This is a genomic window from Pseudomonas sp. LLC-1 (assembly GCF_002992185.1).
Lineage (GTDB): Bacteria > Pseudomonadota > Gammaproteobacteria > Pseudomonadales > Pseudomonadaceae > Aquipseudomonas > Aquipseudomonas monteilii.
This window is the reverse complement of record NZ_LUVY01000008.1, coordinates 87,912-104,596: the sequence shown is the minus strand read 5'-3', so window position 1 is coordinate 104,596 and position 16,685 is coordinate 87,912. Positions and strand designations below refer to the sequence as shown.

The window sequence follows — 16,685 nt, the reverse complement described above, 5'->3', positions numbered from 1 at the left end:
CCACCACAAGCTTATTAAGCCAGAAGCGGGGCTTAAATCACTCAATAAACCCTATCCCCCACCAACCGCTTCAAATACTGCCCATACCCATTCTTGGCCAACGGCTCAGCCAGCTTCAACAGCTGCTCCGCCCTAATCCACCCCTGCCTGTACGCCACCTCTTCCGGGCAAGCCACCTTCAGCCCCTGCCGCCGCTCAATCGTGGCGATGTACCCGCTAGCCTCCAGCAACGAGTCGTGCGTCCCGGTATCCAGCCAGGCATACCCGCGCCCCATGATCTCCACCGACAGCCGGTTCTGCTCCAGGTACACCCGGTTCAGATCGGTAATCTCCAGTTCACCCCGCGCAGACGGCTTGATGCCTTTGGCAATCTCGACCACGTCCTTGTCGTAGAAATACAACCCGGTCACGGCATAGCTGGACTTCGGCTTGGCGGGCTTTTCTTCCAGGCTGATCGCCTTGCCCTTTTCATCGAACTCAACCACGCCATAACGCTCGGGGTCATGCACATGGTAGGCAAATACGCTGGCGCCTTCGTCGCGGCCCATTGCATTGCGCAGCAACTGCTGGAAGTCGTGGCCGTAGTAGATGTTGTCGCCCAGCACCAGCGCCGACAGGTCGTTGCCGATGAACTCTTCACCAATCAGGAAGGCTTGTGCCAAACCGTCTGGCGAGGCCTGCACGGCGTAAGTGATGTTAATGCCCCACTGATGGCCGTCGCCCAGCAGTTGCTCGAAGCGGGGGGTGTCTTGCGGGGTGGAGATGATCAGGATGTCCTGGATGCCCGCCAGCATCAATGTGGTCAGCGGGTAGTAGATCATCGGTTTGTCGTACACCGGCAACAGCTGCTTGGAAATTGCCAGGGTCGCTGGGTGCAGGCGGGTACCCGACCCGCCCGCCAGAATGATGCCTTTACGCTTCATAGTGGTCATTTCTCGTGAATTTCCTTGAGCATGCGGGCCACTCCCTGGCGCCAGTCTGGCAGAGTCAGGGCAAAAGCCTTCTGCAGTTTGTTGGTATCGAGACGCGAGTTAGCCGGTCGCTTGGCCGGGGTCGGATAGGCATCCGTGGTCAACGGGTTGACCTGTTCGGCGTGGGCTTTCAGTGCCACGCCTTGGGCTGCTGACTGTTCCAGCACGTAGCGGGCGTAGCCGCACCAGGTGGTCTCGCCACCGGCCGCCAGGTGATACAGGCCAGCCAAAGCCGGATTGGCTCGGGTGGCGGTGATGGCGTGTGCGGTAATGTCGGCGATCAGTTCGGCGCCAGTCGGGGCGCCGAACTGATCGTCGATCACACCCAGGCTGTCGCGTTCGGCAGCCAGGCGTAGCATGGTCTTGGCAAAGTTGTTGCCGCGGGCGGCATACACCCAGCAGGTACGGAAGATCAGGTGCTGGCAGGCGGCAGCCTGGATGGCTTGCTCGCCCGCCAGCTTGCTTGCACCGTAGGTATTCAGCGGGCCGACAGTGTCGTCTTCGCGCCAGGCCTGGTCGCCCTGCCCCGGGAATACGTAGTCGGTGGAGTAATGCACCAGCAGTGCGCCGCAGTCGGCGGCAGCACGGGCGAGCACACCCACGGCCTCGGCGTTTACCTTGAAGGCTAGCTCGCGCTCGCTTTCGGCCTTGTCGACGGCGGTGTAGGCAGCGGCGTTAACGATTACATCGGGGGCATAGGCACGCACGGTTTCGGCCAGGCCTGGCAGGTTGGCCAGGTCGCCGCAGTGCGACTGGCTGCGGCTATTCAGCGCCAGCACCTGGCCCAGCGGGGCCAGGCTGCGTTGCAGCTCCCAACCTACCTGGCCGTCCTTGCCCAGTAGCAGAATTTTCATGCCGAGCGCCCTGCGTAGTTCTTTTCAACCCATTCGCGGTAGCTGCCAGACTGTACGTTCTGCACCCATTCCTGGTTGTCGAGGTACCAGGCAACGGTTTTGCGAATGCCGGTTTCGAAGGTTTCAGCGGGTTTCCAGCCCAGCTCGCGTTCCAGCTTGCGGGCGTCGATGGCATAGCGGCGGTCATGCCCGGGGCGGTCGGTCACGTAGGTGATCTGTTCGGCGTAAGGCTTGCCGTCGGCGCGCGGGCGCAGTTCGTCCAGCAAGGCGCACACGCGGTTGACGATTTCCAGGTTGGGCTTTTCGTTCCAGCCGCCCACGTTGTACACCTCACCGGTGGTGCCGGCTTCCAGCACACGCCGGATGGCGCTGCAGTGGTCCTTGACGTACAGCCAGTCGCGAATTTGCTGGCCGTCACCGTACACCGGCAGTGGCTTGCCGGCCAGGGCGTTGACGATCATCAGCGGGATGAGCTTTTCCGGGAAGTGATACGGGCCGTAGTTGTTCGAGCAGTTGGTGGTCAGCACCGGCAGGCCGTAGGTGTGGTGGTAGGAACGCACCAGGTGGTCACTGGCAGCTTTGCTGGCCGAGTACGGGCTGTTGGGCTGGTACTGGTGGGTTTCGGTGAAGGCCGGTTCGTCGGCAGCCAGCGAGCCGTACACCTCGTCGGTGGACACATGGAGGAAGCGGAACGCGTGGCGAGCCTGTTCGTCCAGGCCTCCCCAGTAAGCGCGCACGGCTTCCAGCAGGCGGAAGGTGCCGACGATGTTGGTTTCGATGAAGTCTTCGGGCCCATGGATCGAGCGGTCGACGTGGGACTCGGCGGCGAAGTTGACGATCGCGCGCGGCTGGTGCTCTTGCAGCAGGCGGGCTACCAGTTCGGAGTCGCCGATATCGCCATGCACGAAGATGTGGCGCTTGTCGCCCTGCAGGCTGCTCAGGGTTTGCAGGTTGCCTGCATAGGTGAGCTTGTCGAGGTTGACCACGGGCTCGTCGCTACCGGCCAGCCAGTCCAGCACGAAGTTCGCGCCGATGAAACCCGCACCACCTGTTACCAGAATAGTCATTGTTCAGTTCTTCCCAATTCCTGCTTTCAAACTTCACAGCGTTTGAAGTTCATGTGGGCGCTCCTGTGCCGGCAACGCCTGTTCTATTTGTCAGTACCGCGTTCAGGGCTCCAGCCGCCGGCGCTGGTACAGCCAGTCCACAATTTCCCCGCCGGGCACGTAGCCGCTCACGGTGTCGCGCAGCAACTGGCGCACGGTGGCAAAGTCATCCGTAGAGGTTGCGGCCCTCAGTGCATCCAGGCGTTGCTTCAGCACATCCCAGGGCAGGTAGTCTTCGTTGGCGCTCATGATCATGGGGTGGCGTGTGGCAATCACGTTGTCGCCAATCAACAATTCTTCGTACAGTTTTTCGCCTGGACGCAGGCCGGTAAAGTTGATGGCGATATCACCCAGCGGGTTTCGCTCGGAGCGGATGCTGAAGCCAGACAGGTGAATCATTTTTTCGGCCAGTTCCACAATTTTTACCGGCTCGCCCATGTCCAGCACGAACACGTCGCCACCCTGCCCCATGGAGCCGGCCTGGATCACCAACTGCGCGGCCTCGGGGATTGTCATGAAGTAGCGGGTGATTTTCGGGTGGGTCACGGTCAGTGGCCCACCGTTCTTGATCTGTTTGTGGAACAACGGAATGACCGAGCCCGACGAACCCAGCACATTGCCGAAGCGCACCATGGTGAAACGGGTTTTGTTCACCTGCGACACATTGCCGGTCTCGCCCATCAGCACCGGCGCCAGCTCGTTGCTGAGGGCCTGCAGCACCATTTCGGCCAGGCGCTTGGTGCTGCCCATGACGTTGGTGGGGCGCACGGCCTTGTCGGTGGAAATCAGCACGAAGTTGGACACGCCAGCCTGCAGCGCCGCCTGGGCGGTGTATAGCGTGCCGAATACGTTGTTCGACAGGCCCTCGGCAATGTTGTGCTCGACGATGGGCACGTGCTTGTAGGCGGCGGCGTGGTATACGGTATCGACCTGCCAGGCACGCATCACGTCCAGCATCTTGGCCTGGTCACGGACCGAGCCCAGTATCGGGATCAGATGCACGGCCAGGCCTTCGCGCAGGATACGTTGCTCCAGTTCGCCAGCAATGGTGTACAGGTTGAATTCACTGTGCTCGAACAGCAGCAGCGTACGCGGTGTTTGCCCCAGGATCTGGCGACACAGCTCGGAACCGATCGAGCCGCCAGCCCCCGTCACCATCACGGTCTGGTCGATGATGCAGTGCTGCAACAGGTCGCCTTGTGCCGGTACCGCGTCACGGCCCAGCAGGTCGGCGATGTCCACTTCCTGGATATCGTCCACCTTCACCCGGCCGCTGGCCAGGTCCATGAAGCCGGGCACACTGCGCACGTGCAGCGGGTAGCCTTCAAGCAGGTTGAGAATTTCGCGGCGGCGGCTGCGGCTGACCGAGGGCAGCGCCAGCAGGATTTCTTCGGCGCCGGTGTCATCGATCATGCGTTGCAGCTGTTCTGGCTGGTACACCTGCAGGCCGGCGATCACCCGGTCGGTGATGCTGGCATCGTCGTCGATGAACGCCACCGGACGCATGGCCTTGCCCATGCGCAGGGCCGCCACCAGCTGATTGCCGGCAGAGCCGGCGCCATAGACGGCAACCCGTGGCAGGCCGTCGTCGCGGTTGGCGAAAGGCACATGTTGCACGGCGGTGGCAAACCAGTCACCGAGGAAGTACTGGCGCATGGCCAGGCGCAGGCCGCCGACCATGATCAGGCTCAGCCACCAGTAGTTGAAGGTGATCGAGCGTGGCACCACGTTCTGGTGGTTGCTGGCCCAGTAAATGATGAAGCCCAGAATCAGCGCCGACAGGGTCACGGCCTTGATGATGGCGATCAGCGCATCATTGCCGAAATAGCGCATCACCGCCCGGTACAAGCCGAAGCGGATGAATAACGGGATGGAGATGATCGGCGCCGTGATGAACAGCCAGGTGTGGTCACGAACAGGATTGGCCAGGTCGTCGATACCCAGGCGCACGACAAACGCCAGCCACAGCGCGAACCAGACCAGAATCACATCAGTCGCTACCTGAATCAGCCGTTTGTGGCGCCGAGGTAGTCCAAGCAGTCTTGAGCGCAGCTTATCCATAGAACCTCTGAGGGCTTTCCAAAGTGACATGTCTACTGTCTTCGTCCTATCACTTTAGCTAGTGTTCGAGCTCACCGGCGCGCCAGCGCACGGCCAGATACGCCAATGGCAGGTAGGCGATGATAACGCCCCACACACCGTCCAGGCCCAGCAACAGCACACACAGGGCCACTGGCAGCAGCCAGAACAGGTTGAGCGCGGCCACCGCCAAGGTCACGGGCAGGTGCTTGCCAAAGTGACGAGAGGCAAACTGGTAGGCGTGGCTGCGGTGCGCTTCGTACACCTTGTCACCGCGCAGCAAGCGGCGGATCAGGGTAAAGGTGGCATCTACCACGAACACGCCCAGCAGAATCAGCCAGCACCAGAACAATTGCGGTGAGGCCCAGGCAGCCTGCAGCGACAAGCCCGCCAGCACGATGCCGAGGAAGCCGCTGCCGGCGTCGCCCATGAAGATCTTGGCTGGCGGGAAGTTCCAGAACAGAAAGCCCAGCGTCGCCGCCGCCAGCAGCAGTGGCAGCACCATCAACTGCGGCGCACCGGCCAAGGCCGATAGCAGCACCATGCCCAGGCAGGCGGTGACCGCTTCGATGCTGGCAATGCCATCGATGCCGTCCATGAAATTATAGAGATTGAGCATCCATACGGTGTAGAACGCCGCCAGAATGTAGCCGAACCACTGCAGGTCGAGGGTAAAGCCAAACACCTGCAGCGGCGCCAGACCACCCAGCCAGTACAGCATCCACACGGCTGCGGCGAAGTGCCCGAGCAGGCGCCAGCGAGCGGCAATGTGGCCGTGGTCGTCCATGAAACCGATGACCGCAATCAGCGCCCCCGCACCACCAATGGCCACCAGTGCCGCCAACGGCACGGCATCGGCCATGCCCAGCACCGGCAGGCTGGCCAGAAAGCTCAGCACAATGGCCACACCGCCACCCCGTGGGGTAGGCACAGTGTGAGAACTACGCGCATTGGGCACGTCGATGATCTGCTTGTTCAGTGCGTAACGCCGCAGCGCTGCGGTCAGAAGCAGAGATGCCCCTGCGACCAGGGGAATAAGCCACCATGCCATCATTTGTCTTGCTCTTTCAAAAAGTTGAGTGCCGTGGCCCGCAGTGCCTGGTCCACATCCAGCGGGGGCTGCCAGCCCAGCAGCGTACGGGCTTTGTCACTGTCTACCTGCAGCGACCCGCACAGCCGCTGAGCCAGGCCACCCTTGCCGGCTAGCGTTGCCGCCCCCTTCAACCAGGCGGCGGGCACCGGCAGCAACCTGGCGGGTTTGCCCAGTGCCTTGCCCAACCGTTGCAGCAACTCAGTGGTGGACAGGTCGTGGCCGTCGCTGGCCAGGAAGGTCTGGTTGGCGGCCGCCGGGTGGTCGATGCAGGTCACCAGCAGGTCCACCAGGTTGTCCAGCGCCACCAGGCTACGCTTGTTGTGTATGGCGCCGAACGGCAGCGGCACACCTTTGCTCAGCCAGTTCATCATGCTGCGGAAGTTGGCTTTCACACCTGGGCCGTATACCAGCACCGGGCGCACGATCACCACTTCCAGGCCGGTTTGGGCCGCCAGTTGGCGCAGACCGTCTTCGGCTTCACGTTTGGAAATGCCGTAGGGGTCCGATGGCGCTGGGGTTTCGTCAGCGGTGAAGGGCTGGCGGCCGTCTGTGGTTTCGCCATTCACCTTCACCGAGCTGACAAAAATGAAGCGCCGAACACCGGCCTGGGCCGCAGCACGGGCCAGGCTAAGGGTGCCCTCCACGTTTACCCGCCGGAACTCGGCCAGGGGGTCGGCGGCGGTTTCGTGCATGACATGCACGCGGGAGGCCAGGTGGATCACGGTATCCACCTGCTCGAAGTGCCCGGATGCCGCGTCCACCGCCGTCAGTTCGCTAAACGACCGGTAGTCGACACCTGCCAGCTGCTGGGCGGGCAATCGCCGCACCAGCGCGCGCGGTGCCCAGCGCGCACCTTCAGCGAGCCGCTGCAGCAACACCTTGCCAACAAAACCGCTACCGCCGGTGGTCAGGACGCCTGGGCGCTGGGCGTTGTCTTGCCCGGCCATCAAGCTCTCCCCACGTGGCCCAGCAGGCGGGTGAACACGCTGCGGTACTGGTCTGCCACCACCGACCAGCGGTAACGGCGGTTGGCAATTTCATGCAGGCGCGCCGACAGTTGCGCCCGCGCGGGCTCATCACCCAGCAGTGCCTGCACGTGCTTGCGTAGCGAGGCGCTGTCGGCAAAGTACAACGCCTGGTCCTCGGTGGTGGCGCGGTTGAACGACACGTCGAAAGCCACCACCGGCAGGCCCAGCCACATGGCTTCGACCAGCGACGGGTTGGTGCCGCCAGCGCTGTGGCCATGCAGGTACACCGTGGCATTGCTGCGCAGCGGGCTTAACTGCTCCACATCGTAGATCGGGTCCAGCAGGTGAATGTTGCTCACCCCCTCATATTGCTTGCGCAGTTGTACGCCGTACTCGCTGTGGTTCCAGTTGCCGATGATCGCCAACGGCATGCCAGACCCGGCAAAGGCCTCGAGAATGACGTGGATGTTGTTCTCCGGTTCGATACGACACACCGTGAAAGCGTATGGTGCCCCCAGGAACGGGTACGCCTGGCGCGCTTGCCCGGTTGGCTCACCCGCACGGGCCTGATCACCACCATAGGCAATCAGTTCGCTGGGCTTGTTGTATTCGGCGGTCACGTACTCCTGCAGCACCTTGTTGTCGGTGATGACCGCATGGGCAAAGCGCACGGCCACGGCTTCAGAGAGCTTCAGGAACCAGCGAGCGAAGTTGGACCATTTGGCGCGTTTCCACTCATAGCCGTCGATGTTCACCACGATCGGCTTACGCGTCAGCAGGCGCATGAATGGCAAGGCGATACAGCCGGAAACACCCAGGATCAGCATCAGATCGTGCTTGCGGTAGGCGTGCAGCATGCTCAGCACGTCGTACGGAATGCTTTGCACGCCATTGGCCTTGAGGTTCAGGTAAACCAGGCGGGCACGCTCGAAAAACTGCGGGCGCTCGGGGTAATGCGGTGCGCTGCAATAGACGGTGAGCTCGCAGTCACCTGGCAGGTTGCGCACCAATTGTTCGGTCAACGTTTCCCAACCACCGTATTGGGCGGGCAAACCTACCGTACCAATTACTGCAATCTTATAGGTCATCAAACACCATCACGATATTTTTCTGGAAGTTGGCGGTGGAAAACTCACTCGCTTTCATGCGTGCGCGCTCGGACAATGCCTGGCACAGCTGTGGGTCCTGCGACAAGTGCGCAACCGTACGCACCAGTTGTTGATGGTTTTTCGAGTCGATCTGATAGCCCTCTACCCCATCACTGACCAGCTCCACCGGGCCGCCTACCGGGGGCACGATAGTCGGGATGCCAAAAGCCATCGCCTCAAGTATGGTCAGGCCGAAGGTTTCTACCCACCCGTCGACATGGGACAGGTTCAGCACCAGGCTCGCCTCACGGTAAAACTTCGCCACGTCGGCACTGGCGGGGCTGAGCGTGAGATTTTTCGGCAACGCCTTGCTGGCGAAATAGACGTCCACTTCCTCCGGGCTGGCATTGAGTACCAGCGTGAACGTCAGTGCCGGGTCCGCAGCCAATGCCGTGGCCAGCGCAACGAACTCGTCCACCCCCTTGTAGCCCTTCAGTGACGCCAGCATCAGTACATTGAAACGGCCACCATGCAGGTGCTGGTATGGCGTGGCCATCGCCTGCTGCTGAAACGCCTCGGCAAGGCCGTTGTACACAGTCACCCCCGGCACCCCGGCTACACCTTCCTGTACCTGCAAGTACTTCGACACATAGACCACCTTGCTGGCACAGCCTGCGATCACCCGGCGCAAAAACGCCTTGAGCACCGCAGGCCGTATGGAGGTTTCATGCACGTGGTAAACCACCTTGGCACCACGCAGGCGGGCAGCGAGGGCAGCGCCAAACGGCAGCATGGTATTGACCAGCACAACCTGCCCCGGCCGCACTTTGTGTAGCAGGCTGAAGAACAGCGCCACTTGCGAACACGCGTAGGCCAGCAGGGTCAACCAGCGGTTGTCGAAGCGTTTGTAGGCGAACTTGCAGGTGCGCACCTGCAGTTCGTCGAGCACACCGTGGCCGCTGCTGCCCACATGCAGGGTGCAGTCAGCACCGCTTTGCTGCAGCGCATTGATGGTCTGGTTCAGTACCCGGGGGCTACCGCTGTAGTCATTCAGCAGATGGACAAAGTGCAACGTTTTCATGCCACCCCTTCTTCAGCGACGCGCGCCTTGATGAACTTGGCCGGCACACCACCGTAAATCGAGTTCTTGCGGTACACGCCCGCCGCTACCACCGCCCCTGCGGCGAACACGCAACCCTCCTCGATTACCGCGCCATCGAGCACGGTCACCTTGGCGCCGATCCAGCAGTTGCGGCCAACCTTGATGCCTTGGCGGGTTACGCCCTGCAGCCGAATGGGTTGCAGCGGGTCTTCGAAATTGTGGTTTTCCGAATGGAAGCTGACAAAGTTGCCGATGATGGTGTCGCTGCCAATCTCGATGCCACCGGCACAACCCAGGAAGCAACCGGCGCCCAGGCCGACGTTGTCACCTATCACCAGGCCCTTGCCGATGTTGGCCAGGCTGCCGGTGCATTCGATGATGATGTGCTTGTTCAACGACACGGCGGTGCCAAAGCGGATGCCGTCATTGGACAAGGCATCGACGAAGCAGCCCTGGTCGATCACCAGCCCCGGGCCATATTCGATCTTGCCCACTTCTTTCAGCGTCACCCCCGAGCCAATGAATGCCAGCCGCCGCCGGCGCAGGCGAATGACGCCGCGGCAGGCCATTATCAGCTTGGTCATGATCAGCCCCAGCAGATAGCCCGAAGAGATACGCCGGTCGATGACCATGGGGCGCTTCTTGATCAGCAACACCAGTTTTTCGAGCAAGGCATGCATCATTTCACGGCCCTCACCTGGGTAAACAAGGCTTTGACAAAGGCCGGGCTGCGGTAGGCCACGGCCTTGCGGATGGCGGCATAGACCAGGTACAGGTCAAGCAGGCCGCGCTGCAGCAGGCTGTGGGAATGGAAGCTGATACGCAGGCCGTGGATCATTTCCTCGAAGCGGAACAAGGCCCGCTCCGGGGTATCGGCACTGTGCTCGGACAGGTCGTGGGCTATTTCCACATCCAGCACGCAGGCTTTGGGGAAATACCCCTCGTAGCGAATGAAAAAGTCGGTATCGGTGGCATAGAAGCGCAGCCGCTCGTCATAGAACGGTTTCATGCGCTGAAAGCACTCGCGGGTGAAGATCAGCCCGCTGTTGATGCCCAGCAGGTTTTTCGACGCCACAAGGCCGGGGGCCACATCCGGCGTAAGGCGGCCCATGAACAACCAGCGCTGGCCGGGGCTGACCAATTGCCCATAGCTGACCAACCGGGGCATGAACACCCCCACCTGCTCGCCCTCCGCTGCGCTGCGCACCTGGCCAATCTGCGCCAGGCAACTGGACAGGCGTATGGTCGAGTAGTTGGTGTCGTCGTCCGAGATCATGAACAGCTCGACCCCGGAGGCGAATGCCTCCTTGGCCACCTGGTTGTAGATCACCGAAAGCCGTTGATTGTCCGCCTCGAACCAGCGTACGCCCGGGCACGGCTGCGCCACGCCGGGCGAGTTGTTCCAGACGTACAGTTGCAAGTCGATACCCTCATCATGCAGCAGTGCCTGTTGTGCGAGCAGCGACTGCAGGGCAATCGAGTCCTGGCTAGTTTTCCGATACAGAACGATCAGTACTGCCAAGCTCAACTTTTGTTCTTCTGTTTTCACCAATGATCACCATCACCACGATCGCGAAAATGTAAAGGACCACGCTGTTCGTATAGGACTGGAAAAAGAACGAGCTCAGGAAGAACGGGTAACTGGCAATCACGAAGTTGCCCAAACCGTTTTTCCACGCACTCGCATGTGGCCTGTCCCGGACGATGATCGCCACCAGCTTGTGATACCAAAGAATCAACCCGGCCATGATCAACGCCCCGACCCATCCGCAGGTGGCCAACAGGTTGAGCCAGAACGAATCGAACCAGTAAGGCTGGCCTGGGCCCACCGAGCCGAAGCCGTAACCCATGGGGTGCGCGTTCAGCACCTGGTACATGTGAAGCCACTGGCGTTCACGGTCCAACGCAGACAAATCCTGGGTGTAGCCCATCGACAGATAGGCGAAGATGGCAACAGTCAGGCCAACGAACTGCAGGTAGCCCAACAGCGAAATCAGCCAAGCCGTACGCAGCACACGGGCTACCACCAACATCGCGCAAATGCACACCAGGCCGATCATGGCCGTGCGTACCGAACCGATCACAATCAACCCGCACAGCAGCACAAACGCAGTGCCTAGCAACAGGCGCCGGGCAAGCGACCAGCTTCGCCCGCTGAGCAGCACGGCCAGCGTCATGGCGGCGGTGTTGAGAATGACTGCGGAAAACTCCAGGGTGCCGGTGAAAAAGCCGGAAACCCGCGGCAACCCATCACGCATCGAGTTGTAGGGCTGCAACTCGTAGCCTTTGGCGGAAAGCAGCGGCCAGTACCAGAACTGCTCGGCCGAAGAGATCGTCAGGTACTGGTACAACGCATACAGGCCGGTCAGTACGCTCATGGCCAGCACCGACCAGTACACATGGCGCAGCTTTTTCTCGGTCGACACCGCCTGCGCCCAGATGGCCACTGCCATACCGACGAACACTGGCACTGCCAATGCCCGGAACATGCGTACCGAACCTGCGCTCAAGTCGCCGAACAGCAGGTACAGGAAGGCGAAGAACAAGACGATCAGCAACGACCGCCCCACCTCGAGGTTGACCGTACCGCGCGCCGTAATGCTGGCCAAGGCACGCAGCAGCAGCCACATGATCATCAGCAGGCTGAGCATTTCGCGCCAACCGGCAAAGGCACTGCCCAGCCCCAGCGTCAGCACGGCAAAGTCGCTGAAGAACAACAGACAGAACAGCACGCCGATAAAGATCTTGATCACACTCACCCTCGCGCTCTGGCAAACCTGGCCAGCCGCAACAGCGTGACCTTGATCAGGATCTTGATGCGCGGCACCCAGGCGTAGGAAAGCAGCGCTCGCAACGCCAGGTTTGTGTCCGTACGGCACAGGGCGTCGAAGACATCCGCAGGGACCATGCTAGTGACCTTACCTGTCGGTTTCATGAAATCGAGGTTGCCCGACCACGGCAGCATGGCCGCCAGCTGGTTTTCGCTGTATTCACCCCGTTCGATGCAAGCCAGGTACCGCGCTTTCACCGCTTCTACCGAGTTCACCTGCTGCACGGCCTCGACCACCGATGCACTGGGCTGCGGCTGCTCGATGCTGGCCAGCAACTGATCGACGCTGGCCACCTTCAGGCTGTCGGCGGGGGAATAGCCCTGGATCGGCGCAACCAGCCCAACACAACGCCGGCCCTTGAGCAATTGCTCGGCGAACGCCGTGCCGCCGGGTATAGGGTAGCTGTCCAGGTAGAAGTCAGCTTTTTCGGCGAAAGCCAGGTAGTCCTTGTATGGCAGATGCCGGCGGATGAAAAAGCGCGTGGGGTAACGCAGTTTCACTGTCCACCACCAGGTGTTGGTCAGTGGGTTGGCACCAATGATCCAGCATTCGGCGTTCGGAAACCTGTCAAGAATAGCCGTGATCGACGGGCGCATGTCCAGGCCACCATGGGGCTTGTACTTGGCAGCAGAGGCTGCGCTGAACACCTTGATCCGCTCATGCGTGGGCACAGCATCCGGTACTTTTGCACCGCTGGTCTCGATCGGGATCGCCAGGAAGCTCTTCTGGCAGGTGAGGTGCTTTTTCTTGTCCAGATGGTGCCCGTAGGCGCTGATCTCGAAATACACATCGGCCACCGAAGCACCGAAGCTGAAGACGTGGTCTGCGTGGTTGACGAAATACACCGTCACCGCAGCGCCACGCTGCAGTTTCAGCAGGCCACACGCCACAGTGGTGATGATGTCGTCCGGGTGGATGTGCAGCACCACCTTGTCGTATTGGGCCAAGGTGTCGACGATGGATTGCAGACGGGCACACGGGTCATCGCCACGCGCCTGTTCGATATGGGCAAAAAAACCGGCCAGCCGTTCGAGCACCTGGGGTTTGGCGCTGCGTGTAACCAACAGGTCCACGGGCCCCTCGTGCATGTGCGCCAGGCGCTCCATCAGCCGGGTGTGCCCGCCTTGCAGGTAGGGCTCGCTGACCACATGCAGGCAGCCCCGCGACAGGCCATTGCTGGCCGGCACCGTGACCAGGCTGGCGCACTGGGCGGTCAGGTGGCGCTCCAGTGACGCTGCCTCGTAGATGTTCAAGTCCACGGCCCAGAGCAGCGCACCATAAACTTGCGCCTGAGCCAATGCCGGCCCGGGTGCGGCGTTCAGTATGCGTGCCTGCAGCTGCTCCACCACTTGTTTCATTGCTCAGCTCCGTGCCGAATCAGCGACAATCGACGGCAACCGGCGAAAGACCGCGAAATACATGACGATCGCGTACAACAGGTAGTTGACGGCGTAGGCAAGTGTGACCTTGTCATAACCCCAGAGTTGCGTGAGGTACACCGTCAAGGCGTAAAGCGAGAGCGTGGCGAGGATTTCCGTCACCAGGTACAGCCGCGTCAATGCCTTGCCCAGCATCAGGTAGGCCATCAGCCAACTGGCAATCTTCAGGCTGTCGCCCACCATCTGCCAGGCGAACAGTTCGCGCATTGGCAGAAACGAATCGGAAAACAGCACCTGGATGATGAAGTCGCGCAGCAGGTAGATAACCAGCCCGGCCAGAATGGTCATGGGCAGGATCAGTTTGTAGCCCTGCAAAATCTCCTTGCGCAGCTCGCCGGCATCCTTGATTTCGGACAACCGTGGCAGGTAATAAACCGCCAGGGTGGTGGTAATCAGCATCAGGTATGCCGAGCTCAGTCGCCACATGGCTTCCCAATAGCCCGCTTGCGCCCAGCCGAAGGTGTTACCCAGGTAGTCGCGCAGGAACACATGGCACACCGGCAGGGAGCAGGCCGTGACCACGGCCATCAACGCAAACCTCGACAACCGCGCCAACGCCTGGCGATCCAGCCGTCCAAAGAAATCGGCAAGCTGGAACCAGGGCGTACGCATGCAGATCAGCAAGGTAGCCACGAAACTCAGCGACTGGTACACCGCCAAGGCCACCAGCGCACCGTACAACCCAAGCTGAATGGTCAGTACACAGGTGACTACCAGCGAAATCAGGCTACCGAAGATGTTGGCCAGCACATAACGCGGCACATCCTTCTTGCCGTTGAGCACGCCAAGCAACAACGAGTTGAAGGCAAAAAACACCAGCGTGGCGGCAAACCACAGCAGCACTGTCGCCAGCGATTCATCGTTGAAGAACCAACCGGCCAGGGGCTTGCGCAGCACGATGATCAGCACCGCGAGCAGCAGCGAGACCAGTACCGACAGTGTACCGGCTGTTCTCCAGACCTTGCGTTGCTCTTCGGGCTGTTCGGCAAACTCCGCCGTGTACTTGGTTACGCCAGTGCTGACGGCACCGCTGGCCAAAGTGGTGAACATGGTCACCGCATTCTGCAGTTGGCCAATGGCCGCATAACCGGCTGGCCCCACATACAGGGCCAGCACTTTGTTCAGGCCAAGCAGGGTGGCCATCTTCACCGCAACCGCTATGGCATTGAGCAGGCTAGTTCTGATCAGGGTCATACCTGGCACTCAAGGACGCGAAAAGCTGTTGCAAGCGTCAATGACATGCTGGATAGAGTCCACAGTCAGGGTCGGGTCCATCGGCAGGCTCAGTACCTGCTCATGCAAACGTTCGGTCAGCGGTAGCGAAAGGTCGGCCAACTGCGGGTAGGCCTGTTGCCGGTGCGGCGGGATCGGGTAATGCACCAGGGTTTGTACCCCCTGTTGTGCCAGATGCTGCTGCAACTGCTCACGGCACTCGCTGCGCACCACGAACAGGTGCCAGGCGTGCTGGCCGGCGACGCCCGGGTCAGGCAACTGGATGGCCGGGTTGTCGATGCCGGCCAGGTACTGCTGTGCAACCTGCTGGCGCAGGCGGGTCTCGCTGTCCAGGTACGCAAGCTTCACGCTCAACAGCGCAGCCTGTAGTTCGTCCAGACGGCTGTTCACGCCCTGGTAAATGTTCATGTATTTCACATGCGAACCGTAGTTGCGCAGCGACTTCAGGGTCTCTGCCAACGCATCGTCGTTGGTGGTGACTGCGCCGGCGTCCCCGAGTGCCCCGAGGTTCTTGCCCGGGTAGAAGCTGAAGCCCGAGGCATCCCCCCAGGCACCCGCCCGCCGCCCGTCCAGCTCGGCACCGTGCGATTGAGCAGAATCTTCCAGCACCAGCAGGCCATGTTGCTTCGCGAACGCGTTGATCGCCGGCATGTCGGCAAGCCGGCCATACAGATGCACCGGCATGATCACGCGGGTGCGTGGAGTCAGTGCTTGTGCAAGGTTGTGCGCCCCCAGGTTGAAGCTGCCTTCATCAGGCTCAACCAGCACGGGCACCAGCTTGTTCTCGGTGATAGCCAGAATGGTGGCAATGTAAGTATTGGCGGGTACCAGCACCTCGTCGCCTTCGGCGATACGCCCCAACTGCTTCCAGGCACGCAAGGTCAGAATCAGCGCGTCCAGGCCGTTGGCTACACCAATGCAGTGCTTTACCCCACAGTAGCTGGCGAACTGGGCTTCGAACTGCTTGAGTTTCTCACCCATGATGTACCAACCCGAGTCGATGACCTCGGTGCAGGCATCGATCAATGCCTGACGGTATTGTGCGTTCACACCTTGCAGATCGAGAAACTTAACCATTGCGGTCTATCACCCTGATAATTTTTGCTGGATTCCCTACGACAACGGCATAAGGCGGGACGTCTTTGGTCACCACTGCCCCTGCCCCCACCATGGCGTACTCGCCAACGACGATACCTGGCAACAACGTGGCATTGGCGCCAATACTGGCCCCACGCTCCAGGGTAATGCCATTGAATTGCTCCGGATAAACCTTGGAGCGCGGCATCGCGTCGTTGGTAAACGTGGCATTGGGGCCGATGAACACGTCATCGGCAATGCGGGTACCGTCCCACAGATAAACGCCGGACTTGACCGTCACGTTATCCCCAAGCACCACATCACCTTCAATCAGGGTATGGGCGCAGATGTTGCAATTACGCCCGATTTTCGCACCGTTCATGATCACCACGAATTGCCAGACCCGGGTGCCTTCGCCGATAGCATCGCTTTTCACATCGGCCAGTTGATGAATGCTAGGCATTGCGCTTCAGCTCCGTGAACGTGGTGTAGTCACGAATGTAGTCACCCTCGTCGTAATGTGCGTCGGCCAACACCAACAGCACGCAGTCGGGGCTGAAATCATGCATTTCGTGCCAGACCATGGGCGGAATCAAAATGCCCTTGTTGAAAGCGTCCAGCCAGTGATCTGTGCGGGTGGTACCGTCATCCATGAGCATCCGGCAACGCCCGGACACGCAGATGGCCAGCTGGTTGAGTGCCTTGTGCGCGTGGAAGCCACGGGAAACCCCTGGCAGCGTCTCGGTAAGGTAGTACACGCGCTGTATGGCGAATGGCACATTGTCCAGGGCTTGCAGGGCCACCAACTGGCCACGGTGATCACCCAGCACCTTGAACAGTTCGA

The 16,685-nt window shown here is 60.8% G+C and carries 16 protein-coding genes; all 16 read right to left on the bottom strand.

Annotation, left to right across the window (positions count from 1 at the left end):
* Positions 1-41: 41 nt before the first annotated feature.
* A complete protein-coding gene (gene rfbA, locus A0O30_RS06960; protein WP_105946110.1) occupies positions 42-923 on the bottom strand; it encodes a glucose-1-phosphate thymidylyltransferase RfbA in 882 nt (293 codons plus the stop codon).
* A gap of 5 nt (positions 924-928) precedes the next feature.
* A complete protein-coding gene (gene rfbD / locus A0O30_RS06955) occupies positions 929-1,825 on the bottom strand; it encodes a dTDP-4-dehydrorhamnose reductase (RefSeq protein WP_105945997.1) in 897 nt (298 codons plus the stop codon).
* On the bottom strand, positions 1,822-2,892 hold the full coding sequence (gene rfbB, locus A0O30_RS06950; protein ID WP_105945996.1) for a dTDP-glucose 4,6-dehydratase: 1,071 nt from the start codon (positions 2,890-2,892) through the stop codon (positions 1,822-1,824). The genes rfbD and rfbB overlap by 4 nt, the downstream gene beginning before the upstream one ends.
* Positions 2,893-2,994: 102 nt before the next feature.
* Complete coding sequence (locus tag A0O30_RS06945; RefSeq protein ID WP_105945995.1) at positions 2,995-4,992, bottom strand: nucleoside-diphosphate sugar epimerase/dehydratase; 1,998 nt, start codon at positions 4,990-4,992, stop codon at positions 2,995-2,997.
* A 58-nt stretch (positions 4,993-5,050) separates the two neighbouring features.
* Complete coding sequence (locus A0O30_RS06940; protein ID WP_105945994.1) at positions 5,051-6,064, bottom strand: glycosyltransferase family 4 protein; 1,014 nt, start codon at positions 6,062-6,064, stop codon at positions 5,051-5,053.
* Positions 6,061-7,050 carry an SDR family oxidoreductase gene (locus A0O30_RS06935; protein WP_105945993.1) on the bottom strand — a complete coding sequence of 330 codons (990 nt, stop codon included), beginning with the start codon at positions 7,048-7,050 and terminating at the stop codon, positions 6,061-6,063. Before A0O30_RS06935 ends, A0O30_RS06940 begins: the two co-directional genes overlap by 4 nt.
* Positions 7,050-8,159 carry a DUF1972 domain-containing protein gene (locus A0O30_RS06930; protein WP_105945992.1) on the bottom strand — a complete coding sequence of 370 codons (1,110 nt, stop codon included), beginning with the start codon at positions 8,157-8,159 and terminating at the stop codon, positions 7,050-7,052. Before A0O30_RS06930 ends, A0O30_RS06935 begins: the two co-directional genes overlap by 1 nt.
* On the bottom strand, positions 8,149-9,240 hold the full coding sequence (locus A0O30_RS06925) for a glycosyltransferase family 4 protein (protein ID WP_105945991.1): 1,092 nt from the start codon (positions 9,238-9,240) through the stop codon (positions 8,149-8,151). Before A0O30_RS06925 ends, A0O30_RS06930 begins: the two co-directional genes overlap by 11 nt.
* On the bottom strand, positions 9,237-9,944 hold the full coding sequence (locus A0O30_RS06920) for an acyltransferase (RefSeq protein WP_105945990.1): 708 nt from the start codon (positions 9,942-9,944) through the stop codon (positions 9,237-9,239). The genes A0O30_RS06925 and A0O30_RS06920 overlap by 4 nt, the downstream gene beginning before the upstream one ends.
* Complete coding sequence (locus A0O30_RS06915; RefSeq protein WP_256589626.1) at positions 9,941-10,783, bottom strand: hypothetical protein; 843 nt, start codon at positions 10,781-10,783, stop codon at positions 9,941-9,943. The genes A0O30_RS06920 and A0O30_RS06915 overlap by 4 nt, the downstream gene beginning before the upstream one ends.
* A complete protein-coding gene (locus A0O30_RS06910; protein ID WP_177410258.1) occupies positions 10,749-12,014 on the bottom strand; it encodes a hypothetical protein in 1,266 nt (421 codons plus the stop codon). The genes A0O30_RS06915 and A0O30_RS06910 overlap by 35 nt, the downstream gene beginning before the upstream one ends.
* A 2-nt stretch (positions 12,015-12,016) precedes the next feature.
* On the bottom strand, positions 12,017-13,450 hold the full coding sequence (locus tag A0O30_RS06905; RefSeq protein ID WP_105945987.1) for a hypothetical protein: 1,434 nt from the start codon (positions 13,448-13,450) through the stop codon (positions 12,017-12,019).
* A gap of 3 nt (positions 13,451-13,453) precedes the next feature.
* Positions 13,454-14,725: an O-antigen translocase gene (locus A0O30_RS06900; protein ID WP_104834156.1), complete on the bottom strand. Its 1,272-nt coding sequence runs from the start codon at positions 14,723-14,725 to the stop codon at positions 13,454-13,456.
* A gap of 9 nt (positions 14,726-14,734) precedes the next feature.
* A complete protein-coding gene (locus A0O30_RS06895; protein WP_105945986.1) occupies positions 14,735-15,841 on the bottom strand; it encodes a DegT/DnrJ/EryC1/StrS aminotransferase family protein in 1,107 nt (368 codons plus the stop codon).
* A complete protein-coding gene (locus A0O30_RS06890) occupies positions 15,834-16,304 on the bottom strand; it encodes an acyltransferase (protein ID WP_105945985.1) in 471 nt (156 codons plus the stop codon). Before A0O30_RS06890 ends, A0O30_RS06895 begins: the two co-directional genes overlap by 8 nt.
* On the bottom strand, positions 16,297-16,671 hold the full coding sequence (locus tag A0O30_RS27950) for an FdtA/QdtA family cupin domain-containing protein (RefSeq protein WP_225850706.1): 375 nt from the start codon (positions 16,669-16,671) through the stop codon (positions 16,297-16,299). The genes A0O30_RS06890 and A0O30_RS27950 overlap by 8 nt, the downstream gene beginning before the upstream one ends.
* Between the last annotated feature and the right edge of the window lie 14 nt (positions 16,672-16,685).